Source organism: Pseudomonas sp. IT-232MI5, assembly GCF_949767845.1.
Classification (GTDB): domain Bacteria; phylum Pseudomonadota; class Gammaproteobacteria; order Pseudomonadales; family Pseudomonadaceae; genus Aquipseudomonas.
Genome location: NZ_CATKQE010000055.1, coordinates 256848 through 282398 on the forward strand (window position 1 = coordinate 256848; position 25551 = coordinate 282398).

Here is a 25551-nt window from a genome sequence, read left to right on the forward strand (position 1 = left end):
TAAATGGACGGTTTGCCCATAGGGCCGATGCTCGCGGTATTTGTCCTGCTGATTTTATGGTCAGGGCTGTTCACTGCCGTCGAAATCGCGCAACAGCAGCTGCTCGCGCAACGCACCGCCTCGCGCGCCAGCGATAAACCGCTGGCGAAGCTGAGCTTCCCGCTCGACAGCCTGATTCTCTGCAACACCCTGTGCCGCGCACTTGCCGTGGTGATTGCGACGTTGCTGGCAATTTTCCTCTGCGAAGAAAACGGCCCATGGACAGCCTGCCTGGGTGTTGGCGCAATACTGCTGGTGTTCGCCGATTATTTCCCGCGCAGCGTCGCCCAACGGTATCCGGATGCGGTGCTGGCATTTGGCAATACCTTGTTGGCGGTGCCGCTGAAGATTATTTATCCGGTTGCCTGGCTGTTCAGCCGCTTCAGCGGATTGCTCATGCGCCCGTTTGCGCGCAAAACCCAAGTGGTGCAGCAGAGCGAAGACGATCTGCCTTCTGATCGTCACGATGATCCCGAGCATCCCGTTCACGCTCACCCGGTTTCCGGTATTCATGCGTTGGACAACATCACGGTCAACGACATTCTGGTGCCACGCAGTGACGTCGACGGCATCAACCTCGACGATTCGATCGAAGAAATCATCGAACAACTGCGCCACAACAAGCGCACCCGCCTGCCGGTGTTTCACAGCGACATCAATCAGGTTGAAGCGGTGCTCAACACCCGGCAGATCCGCCATCTGCTGAACAACGCTGATCTGACCCGCGAAGCGCTGCTGGCCGCCAGTTACGAACCGTACTTCGTGCCGGAAAGCACACCGTTGCAAATGCAGTTGCTGAACTTCCACAAGCAGCAACGGCGCTTGGGCATGGTGGTGGATGAGTACGGTGAAGTGCTCGGCATCGTGACACTGGAAGACATTCTCGAAGAAATCGTCGGCGAATTTGAGAGCGAGCACAGCCTGGATAACCCGCATATTCATCCGCAGACTGACGGGCGGATGGTGATTGATGGCACGGCTTCGATTCGCGAATTGAACAAATGTCTGGGTTGGCATTTGCCGAGTGATGGGCCGAAGACGCTGAACGGGTTGGTGACTGAGGCGCTGGAAACGATTCCGGCGAGTGCGGTTTGTTTGAAGATCGGGCGTTATCGACTGGAGATTCTTGAGACTGAGGAGAACCGGGTGAGCAAAGTGCTGATCTGGCATACCTCGTCTGTGCCTGCTTTGGTGCCGGCCAGGTAAAAGATCAAAAGATCACAGCCTTCGGCAGCTCCTACCCTGCGATCTTTTGCTCTTGTTTGATCGTTAGCCCCCTTCCTATAATCAAATCAGCTTACCCAAGCCCCGCCAAACCGCGTGCTTACCCCGCACCCGACAGGTTTCGGCCATTTCATATGCAATCCGGCGACTGTTCCTACCTGAAACAGCGACCGCGCCTCATCCCACATCCCTGGGTGCTCGACCATAATAATTCGCTCCAACGGAGCTCATGACTGTCAGGGATCACCGCATGACGACCAGTACCGCTTTCAGCGACACCGCGCCTGCCCAACCGACCAACTCCGCCACCCGCGTGGCGACGGCGAGTTTTATCGGCACCGCGATCGAGTTCTACGATTTCTACGTTTACGCCACCGCCGCCGCGCTGGTGATCGGGCCGGTATTCTTTCCGCAGACGTCCGGCACGGCGCAGATGCTCTCGGCGTTTCTTACTTTCGGCATCGCATTTCTGGCCCGACCGCTGGGCTCCGCGCTGTTCGGCCACTTCGGCGACCGTATCGGGCGCAAGTCGACACTGGTCGCATCCTTGCTGTTGATGGGCGTGTGTACGACGCTGATCGGCGTGCTGCCGGGTTACGCCACGATTGGCGCGTGGGCACCGATTCTGCTGTGCGTGCTGCGCTTCGGGCAGGGGCTGGGATTGGGTGGCGAATGGGGCGGTGCCGCCCTGCTGGCCACGGAAAACGCGCCGAAAGGCAAACGCGCGTGGTTCGGTATGTTTCCGCAGCTTGGCCCTTCGATTGGTTTTCTCGCGGCCAACGGCTTGTTTCTAACCCTGGCCATGACTCTCGATGACGAGCAGTTCCGCAGTTGGGGCTGGCGGATTCCGTTTCTGCTCAGCGCAGCGCTGGTGATGGTCGGTCTTTATGTGCGATTGAAACTGCATGAAACACCGGTGTTCGCCAACGCCATCGCCCGTCAGGAACGGGTGAAGGTGCCGCTGGTCGAGCTGTTCAGCCAGTACTGGGCGCCGACACTGCTGGGCGCGGCGGCGATGGTGGTCTGTTATGCGCTGTTCTATATCTCGACGGTGTTCTCCCTTAGCTATGGGGTTTCCACACTTGGCTATAGCCGCGAAACCTTCCTCGGATTGCTGTGCTTTGCCGTTTTGTTCATGGCCGCTGCGACACCGCTTTCAGCCTGGGCTAGCGACCGTTACGGGCGCAAACCGGTGCTGATCATTGGTGGCGTGCTGGCGATTCTGTCTGGATTTCTGATGGAGCCGTTACTGACTCAGGGTTCGACCTGGGGTGTGGCGCTGTTTCTGTGCATCGAGCTGTTTTTGATGGGCGTGACATTTGCACCGATGGGCGCACTGTTGCCTGAGCTGTTTCCGACCCACGTGCGTTATACCGGTGCTTCGGCGGCGTATAACCTGGGCGGCATTGTCGGGGCCTCGGCGGCACCGTTCTTCGCACAGAAGCTGGTAGCGATGGGTGGTTTGAGTTATGTCGGCGGGTATGTGTCAGCGGCGGCGGTGCTGAGTTTGATTGCGGTGCTGTGTTTGAAAGAAACGCGCAATAACGATCTGAATCAGGTTGCCTGACAGATCGCTATCGCGAGCAGGCTCACTCCTACAGGGGAACGCATTCCAACTGTAGGAGTGAGCCTGCTCGCGATGGACGCGACCCGGTTTACAGCTCTACAACAACAGCCTGAGCAGCGCGAGTCGCCTTGGCACGAGCAGCCTCGATCGACTCATCCCGCGCCAGCGCCACGCCCATGCGGCGCTGGCCATTCACTTCTGGCTTACCAAACAGACGCAATGCCGTGTCCGGCTCGCTCAACGCCGCGCCGAGGTTGGCGAATGCGGTCTGCGTCGACTGCCCTTCCACCAGAATCACCGCCGAAGCCGAAGGCCCGAACTGACGGATCAGCGGTACCGGCAAGCCCAGAATCGCGCGAGCGTGCAGGGCGAACTGCGACAGATCCTGCGAAATCAATGTCACCAGACCGGTGTCATGCGGACGCGGCGAGACTTCGCTGAACCACACCTGATCACCTTTGATGAACAGCTCAACGCCGAACAGACCACGACCGCCCAGCGCTTCAGTCACCGCTTTGGCAACGCGCTCGGATTCAGCCAGAGCAATCGGGCTCATGGCCTGAGGCTGCCAGGACTCCTGATAATCGCCCTTCTCCTGACGGTGACCGACCGGCGCGCAGAACGTGGTGCCGCCAATGTGGCGCACAGTCAGCAAGGTGATTTCGTAATCGAAATCGATGAAACCTTCGATGATCACCCGACCTTTGCCAGCGCGACCGCCTTCTTGCGCGTAATCCCAGGCTTTCTGCACGTCATCAGTGCTGCGCAACAGGCTCTGGCCTTTGCCCGACGAGCTCATCACCGGTTTGACGACGCATGGGAAACCGAGGTCCTCAACAGCTTTGCTGTAGTCCTCGAAGGTGTCGGCAAAGTGGTACGGCGAGGTCGGCAGATCCAGCTCTTCAGCGGCCAGACGACGGATGCCTTCGCGGTTCATGGTCAATTGCGCAGCGCGCGCAGTCGGGATCACGGTGAAGCCTTCGGCTTCCAGCTCGACCAGGGTGGCGGTGGCGATGGCCTCGATTTCCGGCACGATGAAGTGCGGCTTCTCGGCTTCGATCACGGCACGCAGGGCGGCGCCGTCGAGCATGTTGATCACGTGGCTGCGATGCGCAACTTGCATGGCCGGCGCGTTGGCGTAGCGGTCAACGGCGATTACTTCAACGCCCAGGCGTTGCAGCTCGATCACCACTTCCTTGCCCAACTCACCACAGCCACACAGCAATACGCGGGTCGCGGTTGGCGACAACGGAGTTCCGATACGGGTCATCTCAGGTCCTCAAAGAAGCGGATCATCGAGGAAAGCAGCGCCAGACGCGCTTTCCATGGGGAGAAAGCGCGGCATTTTACATGAACCTGAGGGTTTGGCTTCAGCCGGCGACAGCCTGTTTGCGCTCACGCCAGGCCATGATCAGCCAGACGGCAGTGACGCCGGCGAATTTCGAAGCCAGTGCGGTGATGATCACCGGCGGCGTCAGCAGGTCGATCATGCCGAAGAAGATGAAGGTATCGAGAGGAATGCTCAGTGCCGAACTGATCCACAAGCGGTCGCGCAATGGGCGTTTGGTGATGCTGAACACCAGCCAGTCGATGACTTCCGACACCGCGAACGCCGTGGCGCTGGCCAAGGCGATGGAGGGATCGGAGGTGACGTAGGAGAGCACCAACGCCGCCAGCATCGCCACGACTGCGCCGTGGCCGAAGCGGGTTTGCACCATGTCGCGCAGTATGAAGACCAGACCGCCCCAGGCCGACCAGATGATGTCCAGGTGCGGCGCGGTGGAGAAGGCGAAGTTGATCAGCACAACGCTGCTGATGTAGGCGATGAGGAAAATCATGGAGGCGACCTGTCAGATTGGCGCACAGGTTACTTGACCGGCAAATCAAGAGCTACCCCCTCACCCCAGCCCTCTCCCCCATGGGGGCGAGGGGGAAAGGGAGCAGATCTTCGTTGAATCGAATCCCGAGTTCGACTCGAGAACGCAGGCCGGTATGGACCGAACAATCAACCCGTTCATTCCCTCCCCCTTCGGACAAGGGGGAAGGGAGCAGATCGGGGGCTTTTCAAACCTGAGTTCGACTCGGTATGCCAAGTCGGCGTATAGCGTAAGACATCTCGGCCCGTCCCCTCTCCCTCTGGGCGGTCCGACGTTTCGGGAGGGCTAGGGTGAGGGCATTCTCAAGTCGATCAAGATTTCGAAGGGATCATCCACACCAACCCACTCGCCTTCGCCCGCTCATGACACAACCCCAGCACCACCCGTCGTTCGTCATTGGTCATGCGGCCCCAGCGGGTGATCTCCTCGACCGTACGCTGGCAGCCAGTGCAGATGTCAGCCTCATCCAGCGCACAAATATTCACGCATGGCGAGGCTACTGGTCTTTCTGGCGTGTTCATTCTTCCTGCTCAACCAGATCGCGGGCATAACGCTGCGAGTTATGCACATAGTGGGCGGCACTGGCTTCGAGCATTTTCTTCTGCGGCTCGGTCAGCTCGCGCACAACCTTGCCCGGCGAGCCCATCACCAGCGAACCGTCGGGAATCTCTTTGCCTTCGCCAATCAGCGAGTTGGCGCCAATGATGCAGTTCTTGCCGATCTTCGCGCCGTTGAGAATCACCGCGTTGATGCCGATCAGGCTGTAATCGCCCACCGTGCAGCCGTGGAGCATGGCGTTGTGGCCGATGGTCACGCCGGTGCCAATGGTCAGCGGATAGCCCATGTCGGTATGCATCACCGTGCCGTCCTGCACATTGCTGTTCTTGCCGATCAGGATCAGTTCGTTGTCGCCGCGCAGCACGGCGTTGAACCAGACGTTGGCGCCCTCTTCCAGTTTGACCTTGCCCACCAGCACGGCATTGGGCGCGACCCAGCTCTGTGGGTGGGTCTCGACACGGGCGTCGCCCAAACGGTATTTCATCTTGTCTTCCTCAGCGCCCACGGTGATGGCCATTCGAACGATGGCTCAGGTGTTAATAAAGCTTTTAGGGGGTTGGTGCAGACTGATCTTGGCGTCATAGAGCAGATTGATCAACTCGACGATCATGATCGCCGTCAGCCCCCAGATCTTGTATTCACCAAATCGATAACTCGGCACGTACCAACTGCGGCCCTGATAGTCGATGCGGTGCGTGTGTTCACGGGGGTCTGCGCGGAAGAATTCCAGCGGCACAGTGAACACCGCAGCAATCTCGGCATCGTTGGCCAGATACTCGACAAAATCGGGGATGACGCCGACATAAGGCGTGACCTTGATGCCGTGCAAGGAGATCAGCGGGCTGAGCGGGCCGATGATTTCGACCAGGCCGGGCGGCAGACCGATCTCCTCTTCAGCTTCACGCAGCGCGGTGAAGATCAGATCCGGGTCCTCCGGATCGCGGCGACCACCCGGGAAGGCGACTTCGCCACCGTGGGTCGAAAGCCCGCTGGCGCGCAGGGTCAGTACCAGTTCCGGTTGGTCACTGCGGGTGATCGGCACCAGAACGGCGGCCTCGGGGAAACGTGTGTCAGTCTCCAGCGTGCGCGGTGTGTGGTTGCTTACCCTATGCAGTAGCTCGTCCAGCATGAGTGTTCTCGATCTGTGCCTTACTTTGCATCATGCACCAATCGTTGCGAGCGCCCAAGCCCCCGAAACCCGTCGTGTCGCGAAACGACAACTTGCCGACCGACACCGCTGCACGCCAAGATAGGCGCAGCATTCAGGAAGCCCAGCATGAAATTTTGCAGCCACTGCGGTAACCCGGTCACCCAACGCATTCCCGAAGGCGATTCGCGGCTGCGATTTGTCTGTGACAGCTGTCAGACCATTCACTATCAGAACCCCAATATCGTCGCCGGTTGCGTACCGACCTGGGGTACAAAAGTGTTGCTCTGCCGCCGCGCCATCGAGCCGCGCCTCGGTTACTGGACCTTGCCCGCCGGTTTCATGGAGAACGGCGAGACCATCGAACAGGCCGCCGTACGCGAAACTGCCGAGGAAGCCTGCGCCCGCGTGCGCAACCTGAGCATCTACACATTGATCGATGTGCCGCACATCAGTCAGGTGCATGTGTTCTTCCGCGCCGAGCTGGTCGATCTGGACTTCGCCGCCGGCCCCGAGAGCCTCGAAGTGCAACTATTCGACGAAGCCGACATTCCCTGGGACGAGCTGGCTTTCCGCACGGTGGGGCGTACCTTAGAATGCTTCTTCGCTGATCGGCGTATCGAGGTGTATCCGGTTCGGTCGGAATCGATTCCTCCGTTGGCGCAGCCGGTCATTATTTAATCAAGACATTGGCGTGATGGCCGACAAAAAGATCGCAGCCTTCGGCAGCTCCTACATGCACACATACATATAAAATGTTGGTTATCTGCGTCACTCCCTGGGGAATCGTTTCAATGCGCTGGTTGCTTGCCCTGTTTTGCCTGTCGTTCGTTACCGTCTCCCAAGCGTCATTCGTGACCACCGTGACGCCTTCGAATACCCCGCTCATCGAGAAAGTCCTGGTGCTCAAAGCGGCTCATCAACTGCAGTTGATCGCTGACGGCAAGCCGCTGAAGACCTATCGCATTTCGCTGGGCAAAGGCGCGAAGAAAGGCCCGAAACTGATAGAGGGTGACAAGCGCACGCCAGAAGGTTTCTATTGGATCGACTGGCGCAAGACCAGCGACAAATTCAACCTGTCGATGCACATTTCCTACCCGAACATCAGCGATTCGGCCCGCGCCCGACGTGAAGGCGTCGAGCCCGGCGGCATGATCATGATCCACGGCACGCCGGATTCGGAAGAAACCCCGGAAGACCTGTTCCACACCCTCGACTGGACTGACGGCTGCGTCGCCATGCGTAACGTCGACATGCGCGAAGTGTGGAATCTGGTGCCGGACGGCACGATGGTCGAAATCCGCCCTTAACTTCCTCACGACCATTGGTCGGCATTAAAAAATAAATCAAAAAGATCGCAGCCTGCGGCAGCTCCTACAAGGGTGATACCACTCTCAACTGTAGGAGCTGCCGCAGGCTGCGATCTTTTGCTTTTCCTGGCCAACCACTAATACCACTTGAAACCACACCCCCTGAATACCGCCAATTCATTAGATATGGCGCTGTTTCATCGCGTTGACATGGTATTCAAGTGGTATTAATTTCCGCCCCACAAGCGAGCCACAACAATCCTATACTCGCGACGGAAATGCCCTACATGAACGACCTCCATACCTTACGCCCGGACGACTCTCAGCCGACGCCGCTGTACCTGCAACTGGCACGCAATCTGGAAGCAGCGATTCATGCCGGGCAGTGGAAGTCCGAGCAGGCGATGCCCTCGGAACGCAACCTCAGCGAGCAACTGGGCATTTCCCGGGTGACTGCGCGCAAGGCATTGGAAGTCCTCCTCGATCAAGGCCTGATCCGTCGCCTGCAAGGTTCCGGCACGTTCATCACCCCACGCCTCGAACAACCGCTATCGCGCCTCTCCGGTTTCAGCGAGATGCTGCGCCTCAAGGGCTTCGTGCCCAGCTCGCAATGGCTGGAACGCGAAATCACCCTGCCGACTCATGAAGAATTGATCCGCCTCAGCCTGTCGCCGAACGACAAGGTTGCGCGCATGAAGCGTCTGCGCAAAGCCGATGACACGGTCATGGCGATCGAAATGAGCACCCTGCCCGCCTCGATCATGCCCAAGCCGCAACTGGTCGGCGATTCGCTCTACGAATACCTCGACGGCATCGGCAAACCGATCGTCCGCGCCTTGCAGCACATTCAGGCGATCAACGCCTCGGACGAATTCGCCGCGCTGGTCGGCATCGCTCCCGGTACCGCGATGCTGCTGATGACCCGGGTCGGTTATCTGGAAGACAACACGCCGATCGAAGTCACCGACACCTATTGCCGCAACGACTACTACGACTTTGTTGCAGAGCTTCGTAGATAAAGAGCTGCGCCGCTGAGAGCGGCCCAAAGCGAGAACCAAAATGTCCGAAGACAATATCCTCACCGCCAGCGGCTGGGTTCGCGGCCGGCTGATCCACGAACACGGCAAAGTCGTGTCGATCGAAGGCGTGCCTTGCGATCCGGCAACTAATGACCTGCCGTATCTGCTGCCCGGTTTCATCGACCTGCACGTCCATGGCGGCGGCGGCAAAGACATCATGGAAGGCACCAGCGCTTTCGAAACCATCACCAGAACCCACGTGCGGTTTGGCACCACTTCGCTGCTGGCCACCACCATGACGGCGCCGAGTGCCGAGATCTCCAGCGTGTTGAAGGAAGTCGGAGAGTTCTGCGAACAGCGTCCGAAAGGTGCCGCCCGCGTCCTCGGCGTCCACCTCGAAGGCCCGTACATCAACCCGGGAAAACTCGGTGCGCAACCGAACTTCGCCCACACCGCGTTGATGGCCGAAGTCGAAGAGTACCTGGCACTGGCGCCGATCCGGGTGATCACCATCGCCCCGGAAATCGCCGGTCATGACGGTTTGATCCGTGAGCTGAGCAGCCGTGGCGTGCGCATGCAGATCGGCCACACCCTCGGCAGTTACGAGGAAGGCGTCGCCGCTCTGGATGCCGGCGCGACCAGTTTCACCCATCTCTATAACGCCATGAGCCCGCTGCATCACCGCGAGCCGGGCATCGTCGGCGCCGCATTGGCCCACGCCAAATTCGCCGAGTTGATCCCGGATCTGCTGCACGTGCATCCCGGTGCCATTCGCGTGGCCCTGCGTTCGATCCCGTGCCTGTATTGCGTCACCGATTCGACCGCTGCCGCCGGCATGCCCGACGGTGAATACAAGCTCGGCAGCCACACCGTGACCAAATGTCTGGGCGGCGTGCGCCTGCCGGACGGCACTTTGGCCGGCAGCACCCTGACCATGGATCAGGCCCTGCGCAATCTGGTGAAGATTGGTCTGCCGATCGCCGAAGCCTCACAACGTCTTTCGCAATTCCCCGCCGACTACCTCGGCATTACTGAACGCGGGCGCCTTGCACCAGGTGCCTGGGCCGACTGCGTGCGGCTCGATCGCTCACTCACACTGACCGCCGTCATGGTCGAAGGAGAAGACATTGACTTCAAAAATGCTTGAGGAGGCGCTGTCCTCGTTCGAGGCCGTGCAAGCCCAACTGCAACAACTCGACCCGCAAATGATCGAGATCGCCGGGCGCCTGCGCCGGCAGCCACCACAAGTGGCGATGACCGTTGCGCGCGGTAGCTCCGACCACGCGGCGAGCTACTTCGCCTACCTGACCATGCAGCAACTGGGTGTGCCGGTGGCGTCGTTGCCGATGTCGGTGGTGACCATGCAGCAGGCGCCGTTGAAGGTCAGCGGTCAGGTCGCGTTCGCCTTTTCACAATCGGGGCAGAGCCCGGATCTGGTCAACAGCCTGCGTCTGTTGCGCAAGCGTGGCGCGATGAGCGTGTCGATGGTCAACGCCGCCGACTCGCCACTGGAAGCGGCGTGTGAATTCAGCCTGCCGCTGCTCGCCGGGACTGAAAGCAGCGTCGCCGCGACCAAGAGTTTTATCGCCACCCTCAGCGCCAGCGCCCGCTTGATCGCGCACTGGAAAGAGGACAGCGAATTGCTGGAGGCCGGCAACGCCCTGCCTGAAGGTCTGCGCGAAGCGGCGAAACAGGACTGGAGTGTGGCTATCGAAGCCCTGCGCGATTGCGAGCGCTTGATGGTAATCGGCCGTGGTGCCGGTTTCGCCATCGCTCAAGAGGCAGCGCTGAAATTCAAGGAAACCTCGGCAATTCAAGCCGAAGCGTTCAGCAGCGCCGAAGTCCGTCACGGCCCGATGGCGCTGATCGACGAACACTATCCATTGCTGGTTTTCGCTCCACGCGGCGCCGAACAGGCCGGCCTGCTGAGCCTCGCCGCAGAGATGCGCCAACGCGGCGCCCGCGTTTTGCTGGCCGCGCCGGACGATGTGAGCGAACGCGATCTGACCCTGACCCGCGCCGAACACCCGGCCCTTGATCCGATTCTGGCTATTCAGAGTTTCTACGTGATGGCCGCAGGTCTGGCCGTGGCCCGTGGCATGGACCCGGATCAGCCGCGCCACCTGAGCAAAGTGACCCGCACGCACTAATTGAAGCAAGCCTGTAGGAGCTGCCGAAGGCTGCGATCTTTTGATTTTGATCCAAAAAACAAGATCAAAAGATCGCAGCCTTCGGCAGCTCCTACAGGGACATCGAACCGAGATTTAACCGATGAGACCGAGCCATGCACAACAACAATAAAGAGCTGACCCTCAGCGCCCCGCTCAGCGGCCCGGTGCTCACGCTCGCCAAAGTCCCGGACGCGGTGTTCGCCAGCGGCGCGATGGGCGACGGCATTGCCATCGACCCGATCAACGACACGCTGTATTCGCCGTGCGCCGGGGTGATCATTCACGTCGCGCGCACCGGCCACGCGTTGACGGTGCGCGCCGACAACGGTGCGGAAATCCTTTTGCATCTGGGCCTCGACACCGTTGAGTTGAACGGCGAAGGCTTCTCGATGCTGGTCAAGGATGGCACCCGCGTCAGCAAGGGTCAGCCGTTGTTGCGCTATGACCTGGACAAGGTTGGCCAGCAATGCAAAAGCCTGGTCAGCCTGTTGATCCTGACCAACAGCCAGGATTTTCAAGTGCGGCCGATTACGCTGAAAGCGGTGAAGGTTGGCGAGCCGCTATTGCACATTGTTGCGCGTAACAGCGTGGCGGCGAATGTCGCGGATGTCGGCGGACCTGAGGTTCACGGTCATGTGCTGGTGGCTCATCGCGGTGGTTTGCATGCCCGCCCGGCGGCGTTGATTCGGCAAACTGCGCAAGCTTTCAAAAGCCAGTCGCAACTGCACTTCGCCGGTAAATCGGCGCCGTGCAACAGCCTGATCGGTTTGATGGGCCTGGCGGTTGGCGAGCAGGACGAAGTGCAGGTCAGCTGTCAGGGTCCGGACGCTGAAGCGGCGTTGCAAGCGTTGCTCACCGCGTTGGCGACAGCCCTGCCGGATGAACATCACGCTGCCGCGCCGGTCAGTATTGCGCCTCTTAAACGCCCCGCCGAAGCAGGTGTGCTGCACGGTGTGTGCGCCGCGCCCGGACTGGTCGGCGGGCCGCTCTTTCGCTTGAACGCGATCAGTTTGCCGGCGGATGCCGGTCATCATGATCCGCTGCAACAACTGCAGATTCTTGAGACGGCGCTGACTCAAGTAAGGAGAGAAATCGACGGCACCCTCGCCCAAGCGAAAACACACAAGAACGCCGATGAAGAAGCGATCTTCGCCGCGCATCTCGCACTGCTGGAAGATCCAGCGCTGCTCGACGCCGCGCAGCAAGCCATCGAACAAGGCACTGCGGCGACTCACGCGTGGAGCCAGTCGATCGATGTGCAGTGCGAAGTCCTGCAACACACCGGCAGCGCGCTGCTGGCTGAGCGCGCCAACGATCTGCGCGACCTCAAGCAACGCGTGTTGCGGGCATTGCTCGGCGAAGCATGGCATTACGACGTGCCGGCCGGCGCCATTGTTGCCGCTCACGAACTGACACCCTCGGATCTGCTGCAACTCAGCGCGCAAGGCGTTGCCGGGTTATGCATGGCCGAGGGTGGCGCGACCTCGCATGTGGCGATTCTCGCGCGTGGCAAAGGTCTGCCGTGCATGGTGGCGTTGGGTTCGGCCTTGCTTGATCAGCCGCAAGGCCAAGCGGTGGTGCTCGATGCCGACGGTGGACGCCTCGAACTGACGCCGAATGCCGAACGTCTGGCTGAAGTTAAGCAGGCGCAAATTGATCGTCAGCAACGCCGCGACGCACAGCAAGCCAAGGCTCACCTGCCTGCAGAAACCCGCAATGGCGTGACCATCGAAGTCGTCGCCAACGTCGCCTCCAGCGCTGAAGCCGCAGACGCCTTTGCCAATGGTGCCGATGGCGTCGGTTTGCTGCGCACCGAGTTCCTCTTCGTTGATCGTCAGACCGCTCCGGATGTCGAAGAACAGCGCGCGGCCTATCAAGGCGTACTGGACGCGATGGGCGAGCACTCGGTAATCATCCGCACCATCGACGTCGGCGGCGATAAACAACTCGACTACCTGCCGCTGCCCGCTGAAGCCAACCCAGTGCTCGGTCTGCGCGGCATTCGTCTGGCTCAGGCCCGCCCGGAGATCCTCGATCAGCAACTGCGCGCGCTGCTGCAAGTCAGCCCGCTGCGCCGCTGCCGGATCCTGTTACCGATGGTCACTGAGGTCGACGAACTGCTGCACATTCGTCAACGCGTCGATGCGCTGTGCCTGGAACTCGGTGTCAGTCAGCGCCCGGAAATCGGCGTGATGATCGAAGTCCCCGCCGCCGCTCTGCAAGCCGAACAACTCGCCGAACACGCCGACTTCCTCTCGATCGGCACCAACGACTTGTCGCAATACACCTTGGCCATGGATCGCGATCACGCCGGTCTCGCCGCACGGGTCGACGCCTTGCACCCCGCGCTATTGCGCCTGATCGCCATGACCTGCGAAGGCGCGGCAGTCCACAAGCGTTGGGTCGGCGTCTGCGGCGCCCTCGCCTCCGACCCGCTGGCGACGCCGGTACTGATTGGTCTGGGCGTTACCGAATTGTCGGTCAGCCCGGTGCAAATCGGTGAAATCAAGGATCGCGTGCGCCAGGTGCACGAAGCCGAATGCCAGCGCCTCAGCCGCGACCTGCTCAAGCTGAGCAGCGCCGCCGCCGTGCGTCACGCCTGTCACCAACATTGGCCTCTGCGCTAACAAAAACAACAAGGACAAACGCCATGTACCAACTCTTCATCGAAGGCCTGCAACGCCTCGGCCGCGCGCTGATGCTGCCGATCGCGATCCTGCCGATTGCCGGCCTGCTGCTGCGGCTGGGTGACACCGACCTGCTGAACATCGCGATCATCCACGACGCCGGTCAAGTGATCTTCGCCAACCTGGCAATGATCTTCGCCATCGGCATCGCGGTCGGTTTTGCCAAGGACAACAACGGTACTGCCGGTCTGGCCGGGGTAATCGGTTATCTGGTGATGATCTCCACGCTCAAGGTGCTCGATTCAACCATCAACATGGGCATGCTCGCCGGTATCGTCAGCGGCCTGATGGCCGGCGCGCTGTACAACCGCTTCAAGGACATCAAGCTGCCGGAGTACCTCGCATTCTTTGGTGGTCGACGGTTTGTGCCGATTGTCACCGGGTTCGCGGCGGTCGGTCTGGGCGTGGTGTTCGGTTATATCTGGCCGCCGATCCAGCACGGCATCAACGCCTTCGGCGCGCTGATGATGGAAAGCGGCAGCATTGGCGCGTTCGTGTTTGGCGTGTTCAACCGCCTGCTGATCGTCACCGGACTGCACCACATCCTCAACAACATGGCGTGGTTTGTGTTCGGCAACTTCACCGACCCAACTACCGGGGCATTGGTGACCGGCGACCTGTCGCGCTACTTCGCCGGTGATCCGAAGGGCGGCCAGTTCATGACCGGCATGTTCCCGATGATGATCTTCGGCCTGCCGGCGGCGTGTCTGGCGATGTATCGCAACGCCCTGCCGGAACGCCGCAAAGTGATGGGCGGGATTTTCCTGTCGATGGCTTTGACTTCGTTTTTGACCGGGGTGACCGAGCCGATCGAATTCGCCTTCATGTTTCTGGCGCCGCTGTTGTATTTGCTGCATGCGCTGCTGACCGGGTTGTCGATGGCGATTACCAATGCGCTGAACATTCACCTCGGCTTCACCTTCTCCGGCGGCTTTATCGACATGGTCCTGGGCTGGGGTCGTTCGACCAACGGCTGGCTGGTGATCCCGGTCGGGCTGGCCTATGCCGTGGTGTATTACGCGGTGTTTGATTTCTGTATTCGTCGCTTCAATCTGAAGACGCCGGGGCGGGAGGATGTCGCTGTCAGTGAAAAAGCCGTACTGACTGAGAACGAACGCGCCAGTGCTTACATCAAGGCATTGGGTGGGGCGGAGAATTTGGTCACCGTTGGCGCCTGCACTACGCGGTTGCGCCTGGAGATGGTCGATCGCAACAAGGCGTCGGATGCTGAGCTGAAAGCGCTGGGGGCGATGGCGGTTGTGCGTCCGGGCAAGGGTGGAAGTTTGCAGGTGGTTGTCGGTCCAATGGCGGACAGTATTGCTGATGAGATTCGCCTGGCGATGCCGGCGCTGGGGCGTGCAGTCCTGATGGAAACCGCTGTTGCCGCTGATGAGCCAACAGCAGTGATGGTCGCCGGTTTTGAAGCGCAGCAATGGCTGAATGCCCTGGGCGGCGGCAACAATGTGCTGCAACTGAACTGCATTGCGATGACGCGGATTCGCCTGCAATTGGCGGATGGCACGGCCTTGTCTGAGGCAAAGTTGAAAGCACTGGGTTGTCAGGGTGTCAGCCAGCTGGAAGGCGGGATCTGGCATCTGCTGGTGGGCGATAAAGCAGCGAGTCTGAGTGGCGCGCTGGAGAACTTGGTCAATCGCATCGAGGTCGGTGCCAGGGCCTGACATGAGGGTGCGCGCGCCGGACTTATAGCGAGTTCGGCGGCACGCCCCCGCTCGCCGAACCTTGCGCGCGACAGACAACACCTGGTGCGCGGGCGTCCTTCAATACATATGTACCACCACTGCCACCGCCATCCTCGCCATGCTGAAGACTCTTCCCACCAGCATGGAGGCTGTGCCGATGAGCACTTCCGCTGTAGCCACGCCCGAAGAGGTCAGAAACGATCTCAATCAGATCGGCCACCACCTTTTCAAGATCGAGCCCCCGCTGCTCTCTGAACAGCCACCGACGGCCGAGCAGGCGTACCTGAAGCGCCTGAACGAGCAGTTGAACACCTACCGTGAACACTTCCTGCAGCGTAGCCGTGCGCTTTATCAGGCACTGGCAACCAGTGACCTGCACAGCGATGCCGGGAAGAAGCTGATCGCGACACTCAAGATCAGGCTCAACACGCAATTGATCAATATGGATCTTCGCGATCTGATCGATGGCAAACCCGCCAAGACATTTTTGAAGTACGACGCTGGCTTCACCGCCATCGGCCACGAGGCGCGACAGGCTGTAAAGGATCGTCTGCTGCATCCGCAAGCCGGTGCACTTCTGGAAAAAACGACACTTGGGCCAATGCTGCGTCCGGCCATGTACGCTCTGCAGTTCGGTTATCAGGGAATCACCGTCGAGCTGGCCGGCGCCTTTGTGATCACTGAAAAGGACCGCCCCAGGGTCAGCGACCTTTTGACTGATCAAAGCGTCGGCTATGTTGTGCTGTTTACGCCGACAAGAGGCATTGAGTACTTCGACTCTCTGGCCGACCTCGATAGCCATTTGCTTGATTACCTCAAAAAAGCCACGGGCCCCGACGGATTCCTGCATTTGTTGCCGACGCGTTATCACAACGTCGGCGCCGCAGGGATCTGGCCGCTGCAACTGACGCCGATCGACAGCAAACCATTGTTTGAACATACCTACGATGCCTTGATCGATAAACGCATGCAGGACATCGAGCGCGCGTTGAGCTTTGACGACAACCCGCAACAAGACGTTGCACTGCTGCTGGCGGCCCTCGATCGGGCCATCGCGGTCTCACTGCCGGACCTCACGCAGCGCCTGGAACTGCGAGCGCAAATCTTATTCGAACGCCACCTGCGCAACAGCGCTCCGGATTGGTATCGCAGCGCCAGCACAATGAAACAGACCGAGCTGGCGCAGCAGGCAGGCAACTACCATCAGGCACGGCAAACACTGCTCGATTTGATGGGACCGGCGGCCAGCCTGATGGCACTGGCCCGGCATCAATGGCTTGAGTGCCTCAGCGACGATCTGGAAATCGATGATCTGGATCCCCAAAACCTGCATATCAGCACTGATCGTCGGGTAGCCGGGTACGGTGTCTTTGAGCATCGGCGCAACCTGATCGATCTGTCCCTGCGCGGACCGCATACCGGCGATGAATTGTCGGGTTCGGAGTTTCTCAGCCATACCACCCTCACCTACAACGATGCGCCCCTGCCGGCATCGTACTCGGACGTTACGCCAGCATGGCTTGTCGAGCAGGCGTTGAAGCTGCAGCCGCGCATCGACTTCAACCATTTGCAGAAGGAGATGCAGGCGCGCTCGACCATAAGGCCAGCCCTCGAGCACATGCTGGATCAACGAATCCTCGCGCTCGCTCGCACAGCAGTGCTGCAGGGCCATTTGTTCGACAGTGACTTGCAGCTTATCCGCGACCTGCGCAGCGCCAGCGACTCACGCCTGCGTGCCGCGACGTTGGCCCTGCACGGCGCGCAATTACAGGATCTGTGGGTACTCCGACAAAGCGACAGCGCCGGTGCCGTTACACGCGTATTGCTCTGTACACCACAAGCGCCACGAGAACGGCAGTTCCAGGCGTTCGCCAGCGAACTTGAATGCCAGACCCATATCCTTGGTTGGGCCGGGCACAGCGATGACGCCAACAGCATGGCCGGCTACCTGATCAGCCGTGCCCCCCTGCGTTTTCGTCAAAGCCTGCACAAAGTGCTCTCCGGTCTGAGCCTCAAGCCAGAGGACCAGGAACACAAAAAGGTCACCTTCGAAAACTCCGGCAATCATCTCGTCTGCCTTCGGGCTATGGCCGACCACATCTTGGCGACTCGGATCGACGACTATGATTTCGGCACTCCCGTGTGGTATCGCACGACCACAATTGCCAACCGCAGAAAGCTGTCGACATTATCTGAAGAGGCCGAGGGCACGTCGCAGGCTTTCGCCAGACACAAGCTATCGGACAGCCGCTTTCCAGGCTTTGAGGCGTTCGTGCATGAACAAGCGAAAAAAAGCCTGAACCAATTGCTCAAGCGCCCGGCCAACGATGTTGACCCGGATACTGTCTGGGCCTACTCGCCGCTCTCTATCGTGCGTTCGGCGACGCCGGAACCGGTGAACTACACCCGCTTGTACCGCGACGGGTATGCCGACGGCATCGGTTTTCTCGATGAAAAATTTTCGCGCTCGGCGCGCTTCAAAGGGCCACCGGGGATCGATATCAGCCACCTGACCGCGCAGAATGTTGCGCGCTCGGTCAGGGGCGTCTGGATCGGTGAACGATACACCGCCAAGGTCAAAAAAGACCTGCAAGACCCGGCAAGCGAGGGTTACGATTTCAGGCGCAATACGACACTGGCCATTACCCAGCGCCAGATGAAATACGCGGCACTGGAATGCCGTCTGCAAGGCCATATCGCCAGCAATGATCTGGTATGGCTGGAGCAGAGTATCGACAGCATGGGTGACACATCCAGGCAGAGGCAAAAAAACTACCCGATTCACCGACTGATGATCGACGGTGAATGGGTCCTCGACAGCTGGCTGTTCAGCCATGACAAAAACCCGGTTCTGCTCTACACCCCTGGTGCTCCCGATGGCGTCAGCTTTCGCGAAGCCAGACTGTTCAATTACCTGCTGAAACAGCAGGACGGCATGATCGAGTATTTCACCCGGCGGGTGAGCGTTGAATCCCAGGTCAGGATTCGCACATTCCTCGAAGCCGCGAAAAATAGCCTGCCCGAGGATATCAACAAAACCACATCCAGCCTTGCACGTTACGACTCGACCCGCGCGGTGACGCCAGTCAGCGACCTGCGCCAGGGTTTATACAACATGAAACTGCAGCGCAAGATCGACAACGTTCACGCCACCACCACCGGCCGCACCGAGATGATTTCCGGCCTGATCTGGACGTGTGTCGAATGGGTCACCGCCATTGCCACTGCGCCCTTTCCGCTGTTGAGTCTGAGCACCGGCCTGCTGCTGGCATTCAAAGACGCCATGCTCGCTCTGCATGCTTATCGCCAGGGAAAAAACAGCGAAGCGTTCCAACATTTCCTCGGTTATCTGTTCAACAGTGCCGGTGCGGTATTGACCGATCTGCGTCCCGCCCTGCGCTCACTCAATCCCGTCAACCGCCCCCTACGCCTGACCGCGGGCAGCGCCGCCAACGAGCAGGCGCGGGTCATGGCCCTGATCGATCAACTTGAACCCACTGCGCCGTCATCGGACATGCGACCGGTGGTTTATAAAGGCCGGCCGCTGTGGGCATCGCACAAGACTGATGCCGTCGGTCGTTACTTGCTCCATCGCCTGGACCCTGAAACCGGCAGATTTTTGTCGACCGGGATCCAGGCCATGCCCAACTCTGACGGCGTGATGGTGCGCAGTGGCGTGTCGGGCGGTGCACCGAAATACGAACCTGTGCCGCAGACACCCGGCCCGCACAAAGACTATGGCATGCCGCCCAAATACTGGGGCCGGATCGAAATGGTGATGAACCCGCAAACCAGAGAAGACATAATCAAAAAGGGTCAGGACTACATGGGTTCTTCACCCCAGCCCTATCTCTACGGCGCAGTCGAGGAACTCGCCTCCACACGCAAGACCTACCAGCAACAAGTCGAAAAACTGACCACGGATGCTACGCGTCACTTTGAACAACTCGCGCCTCTGCCTGTTCGCGCCGAAGTCCCCACTGTCGCCAGCGACACTTCATTTGCCCAGTTGATCGGCGGCAATGCCTTCACCCAAAAAAATCTGGTGATCGGAGCCGAGCCTGGCTCCATCGCCAGCAAACAGGTACTGATCAACGATATGGACGCGCTGATCGACAGGGGTTTCAAGTGCATCTATGTGGAATACCTGCCGGGCGACGTCTTCAACGTCAAACTGGAAAGGTTCAACCGAGGAAAATCCTGGAAGCACATCAAAACGCATCTGACCGCAGTCGATGCCGCGCTGGGCCATGGACCCGAAGCGCCATTTTCCTACGTGGCGCTGGTGCGCACGGCTCGAGAAAAGGGTTTGAAGGTCAAAGCACTGGACGCCTCGACCAGTTACAACCTGGACGGAGCCTTGCTGATGAGCGATGTTTCGCCACTGACCCAGCGCAACAACAGTGTCAGGAATTTCTACTCGTATAAAACCATAGCCGCCGATATGGCCGACGTACCTGACGAACGCTGGATTGCCCTGACCGACCACTCACGCATGACCACGTTTGATAACACGCCAGGTCTGGCCGACCTGCACGACGCCGTCGCGGTCCGTATCGAGGATATCGCAGCGGGGCAGCCTGCACGTATTGGTGTGGACTTACCCGGCGCCGCAGCCGGCGAAGCCACGGCCAAAGGCGATTATCATGTCGCCTTGGCCACGTCATACAAGGCCCGGCGGCCACTTCCTCAGCTACCAGAAGCTGACACCCCCAGCGCTCAGCATTTCAGCGAATTCGACATACCAGTGTCGATGCGTGACGACGTTGCTCAATTGCGCAGAGAACCCCACTCAATGGACCCCAGATACCGTCCGGCAGGACAAAAGCAGGCGCAGGCCTACGATGCCTTTCTCGCCAGCCGCGCACGCCTGGAGAAAACGGCGAGCGACGCTTTCACCGACTTCGTCCCCTCTCCTGGCGCCAAGTTGCCGCAGCTTGTCGATGGCACCGATTTCAAGGTTTTTTTAAGACAAATGGCTGACGGTCGTCTGAATCTGGTGATCGGCGAAGCGCATCACCATGTATCGAGCAAGGCGCAAATCAAGATCTACATGAAGACACTCAAGGAAGCCGGGTACGAAACGTTGTATATGGAGCATCTGATGACCGATCTGCACCAGGCCGACCTGGATCGTTTTTACCGCACCCATCGCATGCCCGAGCGACTCAAGACTTTTCTGAGTGACCAGGATAGCGGCCACATGCCTCTCTACACCGGTAACGATACTTACACCGAGGTGGTTCAGGCAGCCGCGAAATACAACCTGCGTATCAGGGCCCTCGACTGCACCGCCAGCTACCATCTCGAAGGTTTATATGACCCGAGCCTGTCACGAAACCAGATGTTCAGTTATTTCGCGACCCAGGTGATCGAGGCCGACCAACTGGCACACGGCCCGCACAAATGGGTGGCCTTTGTCGGCAGCGCCCATACCAATTACAACCTGGGCGTGCCCGGCCTGGCCGATACCCTTGGGGCCGCCGGCCTGCATATACGTGATGCTGCGCCTGAAGTGGCCAGTGGTGTCCATCGCGGGGTGTGGGAAGTTTCGCAATCCCCCTCCGGCAGTGGCACTTGGGCGTTACGCGGCGATTTTACGATGGAGGTCGCTGTTGCCGGAATGAACAAGGCTGCACCGGTTTTGCCTGTCGACCGGGGCAAACTGATCAAACCGGGCGACTTTCTGATCGAACATCCCAGCCCGGGCGAAACCACACTGGTGCACAAGTCCGGCACCGGCAACATCGTCACCACCCCCATCCAGGTGGATGACAAAGGCCTGCTTTACATTGATCGATGGGGCAAGAAAGACCTGCGTTTCAAGTATCTGCAGACGCTGATCAATATGCTTAAAGAGGACAAGGGCATGACGGCCGTAAGCTAAATTACCGGCCACAAAAAACCCGCTGAAATCACTCTCAGCGGGTTTCCTGTTTCAGCAGCAAGAAAGATCAGAAATCTTCCAGCCGCCACACCTCATAAGCCGGTGTCTCGTAGGGATGACTGAGCTTCAACGCCGCTACAGCAGCAACGATCAACTCATCCGCCACCACCAGCTCAACCTTCCATTCCTCAATCCGCTCGATCTGCCCCGCTTCACCAATGAACGGCTGACTGCCGTCCAAAGGTCGAAACTGGCCAGACCCAAGCACCTGCCACGCACAGTGGTCATAGTCACCGATTCGCCCACCACCGGCAGCGAACACAGCCCCTTTGACCACTTCGACATGACTGTCGGGAACAAAAAAAGCGAGCTTGTACACAGGCCTTAGTTAACCCAGACGCGCGCGTTACGGAACATACGCATCCACGGTGCATCTTCGTTCCAGTCTTCCGAACGCCACGAGTTCTGCACGGCACGGAACACACGCTCCGGGTGCGGCATCATGATCGTCACACGGCCATCACGGCTGGTGAGACCGGTAATCCCGCGCGGCGAGCCGTTCGGGTTGGCCGGATAACGCTCGGTGACCTTGCCGTGGTTGTCGACGAAACGCATCGCCACGCAACCCGACAGATCGGCTTCCAGCAGTGCTTCTTCGCTGGAGAATTCGGCGTGACCTTCACCGTGAGCAATGGCGATCGGCATACGCGAACCGGCCATGCCCTGCAGGAAGATCGAGTTCGACTCCTGAATCTGCACCATCGCCACGCGCGCTTCGAACTGCTCGGAGCGGTTGCGCACGAAGTGCGGCCAGAACTCGCTACCCGGGATCAGCTCGTGCAGGTTGGACATCATCTGGCAACCGTTGCACACGCCGAGGGTGAAGCTGTCGTTACGCTCGAAGAAGCCTTGGAACGCATCGCGGGCGCGGCTGTTGAACAGTGCCGATTTGGCCCAGCCCTCACCGGCACCGAGCACGTCGCCGTAGGAGAAACCACCGCAGGCCACCAGACCTTTGAACTCGTTCAGGTCGACACGGCCGGCGAGAATGTCGCTCATGTGCACGTCGATCGCGTTGAAACCGGCACGGTCGAACGCGGCAGCCATTTCCACCTGACCGTTGACGCCCTGCTCACGCAGCACGGCAACCTGTGGGCGGATGCCTTTCTTGATGTAAGGCGCGGCGATGTCCTGGTTGACGTCGTAGCTGAGCTTGACGCTCAGGCCCGGGTTGTCTTCTTCCAGCAGCACGTCGAACTCTTGCTCGGCGCAGTCGGCGTTGTCACGCAGACGCTGGATCTGGTAGCTGGTTTCAGCCCAGGTACGTTGCAGCAGACGACGCTGGCCTTCGAACACGGTGGCACCGTTGAAGGTGATGTTGATCTGGCCATTGTTGATCGGCTGACCGATCACCGACACGCAGTCGCCCAGACCGGCCGCGCTGAATTGCGCGAGGATGTCTGGCGTGGCGTCCTGACGAACCTGGATCACCGCACCCAGTTCTTCGTTGAACAGGATCGCAGCGATTTCGGACGAAGACTCGGCAACGCTGTCGAGGTTCAGGCTCAGACCGCAGTGGCCGGCGAAGGCCATTTCCACTACAGAAGTCAGCAGACCACCGTCGGAACGGTCGTGGTAAGCCAGCAGGTGACCGTCGGCGTTGAGGCCTTGGATCACCGCGAAGAAGGCTTTCAGGTCTTCGGCGTCATCGACGTCCGGCGCGTGTTTGCCGAGCTTGCCGTGTACCTGTGCAAGGATCGAAGCGCCCATACGGTTCTGACCGCGACCGAGGTCGATCAGGATCAGGTCGGTGGTGCCCTTGTCCATGCGCAGTTCCGGGGTCAGGGTCTGACGGATGTCAGCCACTGGCGCGAAACCGGTCACGATCAGCGACATCGGCGAGGTCACGGTTTTTTCTTCGCCGTTATCGTTCCAGCGAGTGGCCATGGACATCGAGTCCTTGCCCACCGGAATGGTGATGCCCAGCTCAGGGCACAGTTCCATACCGACCGCTTTCACGGTGTCGTACAGACGCGCGTCTTCGCCCGGGTGACCGGCAGCGGACATCCAGTTCGCCGACAGTTTGATGTCGGAGATCTTGTTGATGCGCGAAGCAGCGATATTGGTCAGGGTTTCGCCGATGGCCATGCGGCCCGACGCCGGAGCATCCAGCAATGCCAGCGGAGTGCGCTCGCCCATCGCCATGGCTTCACCGGTGTAAACGTCGAAACTGGTAGCGGTGACGGCAACGTCGGCCACCGGAACCTGCCACGGGCCAACCATTTGGTCACGGGCAACCAGGCCGGTGATGGTGCGGTCGCCGATGGTGATCAGGAAGCTCTTGCTCGCCACGGCCGGGTGATGCAGAACGCGCTCGATGGACTCGGTGATGTCGAGGTTCGACGGATCGAAGTCATCGCCCAGCTCGGCTTCACGAACCACCGAACGGTGCATGCGCGGTGCTTTGCCCAGCAACACTTCCAGTGGCATGTCCACCGGGTTGTTACCGAAGTGGCTGTCGGTCACGGTCAGTTGCGGCTCGGCAGTGGCTTCACCAACAACGGCAAACGGGCAGCGCTCGCGTTCGCAGATCGCCTGGAAGCGCTGGAAGTCTTCCGGGCCGACCGCCAGAACGTAACGTTCCTGGGATTCGTTGGACCAGATTTCGTGCGGGGCCATGCCCGGCTCGTCGTTTGGAATGTTGCGCAGTTCGAAACGACCACCGCGGTCGCCGTCGTTGACCAGCTCCGGGAAGGCGTTGGACAGACCGCCCGCGCCGACGTCGTGGATGAAGCTGATCGGGTTCTTGTCACCCAGTTGCCAGCAACGGTCGATGACTTCCTGGCAGCGACGCTCCATTTCAGGGTTTTCACGCTGCACGGAAGCGAAGTCGAGATCCGCCGAGCTGGTGCCGGTGGCCATCGAGGAGGCAGCGCCGCCGCCCAGACCGATCAACATCGCTGGGCCGCCAAGGACGATCAGCTTGGAGCCGACCACGATCTCGCCCTTCTTGACGTGTTCTTCACGAATGTTGCCCATGCCGCCAGCCAGCATGATCGGCTTGTGGTAACCGCGAACTTCGTCACCGTGCGGGGTGGTGATCGACTGTTCGAAGGTACGGAAATAGCCAGTCAGGGCCGGACGACCGAACTCGTTGTTGAACGCAGCGCCGCCGAGCGGGCCTTCGATCATGATGTCCAGCGCGGTAACGATGCGCTCAGGCTTGCCGTACGGCACTTCCCACGGCTGTTCGAAGCCCGGGATCTGCAGATTGGACACGGTGAAACCGGTCAGGCCGGCTTTTGGCTTGGCGCCACGACCGGTTGCACCTTCATCACGGATCTCGCCACCGGAACCGGTCGACGCGCCCGGGAACGGAGCGATCGCGGTCGGGTGGTTGTGGGTTTCAACCTTCATCAGGATGTGCACCGGCTCCTGCACCGCGCCGTACTGGCGGGTTTCAGGATTCGGGAAGAAACGGCCGGCAACGTTGCCGACGATCACCGAGGCGTTGTCCTTATAAGCCGACAGAACGCCTTCGCTGTGCATCACGTAGGTGTTCTTGATCATGCCGAACAGGCTTTTTTCCTGGTTCTCGCCATCAATATCCCAACTGGCGTTGAAGATCTTGTGGCGGCAGTGCTCGGAGTTGGCCTGGGCGAACATCATCAGTTCGATGTCGTGCGGGTTGCGCTTGAGGCCGTTGAAGGCGTTGACCAGATAGTCGATCTCGTCTTCGGCCAGGGCCAGGCCCAGCTCGGTGTTGGCTTTTTCCAGCGCGGCGCGACCACCACCAAGGATGTCGATTGCAGTCAGCGGCTTCGGCTCGGCGTGGCTGAACAGACCGGCGGCCTGTTCGAGGTTGGCCAGCACGATTTGCGTCATGCGGTCATGCAGTACATCGGCAATCTGCTGGGCTTCGGCTTCGCTGAACTGACCGGCAACGTAGAAGGCGATACCGCGCTCCAGACGCTGGATCTTGCTCAGGCCGCAGTTGCGGGCGATGTCGCTGGCCTTGCTCGACCATGGCGAGATGGTGCCGAAACGCGGCAACACCAGAAACAGACGACCGGTCGGCTCTTGTACCGGAACGCTTGGGCCGTACTTCAGAAGGCGCGCTAGCACCTGCTGTTCGTCGCCGGTCAGGACGCCGGTGACTTCGGCGAAGTGAGCGAATTCAGCATACAGGCCACTGACAGCTGAAACCTTCTGGCTCAGTTGCTCAAGGAGTTTGCTGTGGCGAAAGGCAGAAAGGGCAGGAGCGCCGCGCAGGATCAACATCTTCGGGACAGCCTCGGGAAGGGGTGTGCTTTGAGGCCGTGCATTCTAGCCTAAACCGCCCTCAACATCACCCGAAACGCTACG

The 25551-nt window shown here is 59.9% G+C and carries 17 protein-coding genes; 10 read left to right on the plus strand and 7 right to left on the minus strand.

All coding sequences use genetic code 11. The features are described 5' to 3' along the window. The first annotated feature begins 3 nt into the window (after nucleotides 1-3). Nucleotides 4-1245, plus strand: a complete 1242-nt coding sequence (locus ACM6JQ_RS22125) for a CNNM domain-containing protein (protein ID WP_414894671.1) — start codon at nucleotides 4-6, stop codon at nucleotides 1243-1245. 268 nt (nucleotides 1246-1513) lie between these two features. Further along, a complete protein-coding gene (locus tag ACM6JQ_RS22130) occupies nucleotides 1514-2830 on the plus strand; it encodes an MFS transporter (protein WP_007908991.1) in 1317 nt (438 codons plus the stop codon). Between the two features lie 88 nt (nucleotides 2831-2918). Here the strand turns inward: ACM6JQ_RS22130 and purT are convergent, their stop codons facing one another. From purT to ACM6JQ_RS22155, 5 genes are all read right to left on the minus strand, one after another. Continuing rightward, nucleotides 2919-4100 carry a formate-dependent phosphoribosylglycinamide formyltransferase gene (gene purT / locus ACM6JQ_RS22135; RefSeq protein WP_007908992.1) on the minus strand — a complete coding sequence of 394 codons (1182 nt, stop codon included), beginning with the start codon at nucleotides 4098-4100 and terminating at the stop codon, nucleotides 2919-2921. Nucleotides 4101-4200: 100 nt separating this feature from the next. Beyond that, nucleotides 4201-4668, minus strand: coding sequence for a preQ0 transporter (locus ACM6JQ_RS22140; RefSeq protein ID WP_414894672.1), 468 nt, complete (start codon nucleotides 4666-4668; stop codon nucleotides 4201-4203). A 350-nt stretch (nucleotides 4669-5018) separates the two neighbouring features. Beyond that, entirely contained in the window at nucleotides 5019-5228 is a 210-nt protein-coding gene (locus ACM6JQ_RS22145; RefSeq protein ID WP_007908996.1) for a DUF1289 domain-containing protein, read from the minus strand. Beyond that, nucleotides 5225-5749: a gamma carbonic anhydrase family protein gene (locus ACM6JQ_RS22150; protein WP_007954617.1), complete on the minus strand. Its 525-nt coding sequence runs from the start codon at nucleotides 5747-5749 to the stop codon at nucleotides 5225-5227. The genes ACM6JQ_RS22145 and ACM6JQ_RS22150 overlap by 4 nt, the downstream gene beginning before the upstream one ends. A gap of 45 nt (nucleotides 5750-5794) precedes the next feature. Then, nucleotides 5795-6394, minus strand: a complete 600-nt coding sequence (locus ACM6JQ_RS22155; RefSeq protein ID WP_095112572.1) for a CoA pyrophosphatase — start codon at nucleotides 6392-6394, stop codon at nucleotides 5795-5797. Nucleotides 6395-6541: 147 nt separating this feature from the next. On the opposite strand from ACM6JQ_RS22155, the gene ACM6JQ_RS22160 reads away from it, so the two are divergent. The 8 genes from ACM6JQ_RS22160 (at nucleotide 6542) to ACM6JQ_RS22195 (ending at nucleotide 21186) form a co-directional block, all read left to right on the plus strand. Then, the gene (locus tag ACM6JQ_RS22160) at nucleotides 6542-7093 is read left to right on the plus strand and encodes an NUDIX hydrolase (protein ID WP_414894673.1); all 552 of its coding nucleotides are present in this window, start codon (nucleotides 6542-6544) and stop codon (nucleotides 7091-7093) included. Nucleotides 7094-7206: 113 nt separating this feature from the next. Next, on the plus strand, nucleotides 7207-7722 hold the full coding sequence (locus ACM6JQ_RS22165) for a L,D-transpeptidase family protein (protein WP_007909004.1): 516 nt from the start codon (nucleotides 7207-7209) through the stop codon (nucleotides 7720-7722). A gap of 287 nt (nucleotides 7723-8009) precedes the next feature. Further along, nucleotides 8010-8741 carry a GntR family transcriptional regulator gene (locus ACM6JQ_RS22170; protein WP_093436861.1) on the plus strand — a complete coding sequence of 244 codons (732 nt, stop codon included), beginning with the start codon at nucleotides 8010-8012 and terminating at the stop codon, nucleotides 8739-8741. A gap of 40 nt (nucleotides 8742-8781) precedes the next feature. Continuing rightward, entirely contained in the window at nucleotides 8782-9888 is a 1107-nt protein-coding gene (nagA, locus tag ACM6JQ_RS22175; RefSeq protein WP_414894674.1) for an N-acetylglucosamine-6-phosphate deacetylase, read from the plus strand. Then, nucleotides 9869-10891, plus strand: a complete 1023-nt coding sequence (locus ACM6JQ_RS22180; protein WP_095112573.1) for an SIS domain-containing protein — start codon at nucleotides 9869-9871, stop codon at nucleotides 10889-10891. The genes nagA and ACM6JQ_RS22180 overlap by 20 nt, the downstream gene beginning before the upstream one ends. A gap of 134 nt (nucleotides 10892-11025) precedes the next feature. Further along, a complete protein-coding gene (gene ptsP, locus ACM6JQ_RS22185) occupies nucleotides 11026-13539 on the plus strand; it encodes a phosphoenolpyruvate--protein phosphotransferase (RefSeq protein WP_095112575.1) in 2514 nt (837 codons plus the stop codon). A 23-nt stretch (nucleotides 13540-13562) separates the two neighbouring features. Next, nucleotides 13563-15278 carry an N-acetylglucosamine-specific PTS transporter subunit IIBC gene (nagE, locus tag ACM6JQ_RS22190; RefSeq protein ID WP_007909017.1) on the plus strand — a complete coding sequence of 572 codons (1716 nt, stop codon included), beginning with the start codon at nucleotides 13563-13565 and terminating at the stop codon, nucleotides 15276-15278. Nucleotides 15279-15456: 178 nt separating this feature from the next. Then, nucleotides 15457-21186, plus strand: a complete 5730-nt coding sequence (locus tag ACM6JQ_RS22195; protein ID WP_414894675.1) for a toxin — start codon at nucleotides 15457-15459, stop codon at nucleotides 21184-21186. 67 nt (nucleotides 21187-21253) lie between these two features. On the opposite strand, the gene ACM6JQ_RS22200 is transcribed toward ACM6JQ_RS22195, so the two are convergent. Then, entirely contained in the window at nucleotides 21254-21565 is a 312-nt protein-coding gene (locus ACM6JQ_RS22200; RefSeq protein ID WP_414894676.1) for an NGG1p interacting factor NIF3, read from the minus strand. 5 nt (nucleotides 21566-21570) lie between these two features. Beyond that, nucleotides 21571-25467, minus strand: coding sequence for a phosphoribosylformylglycinamidine synthase (purL, locus tag ACM6JQ_RS22205; RefSeq protein ID WP_414894677.1), 3897 nt, complete (start codon nucleotides 25465-25467; stop codon nucleotides 21571-21573). Between the last annotated feature and the right edge of the window lie 84 nt (nucleotides 25468-25551).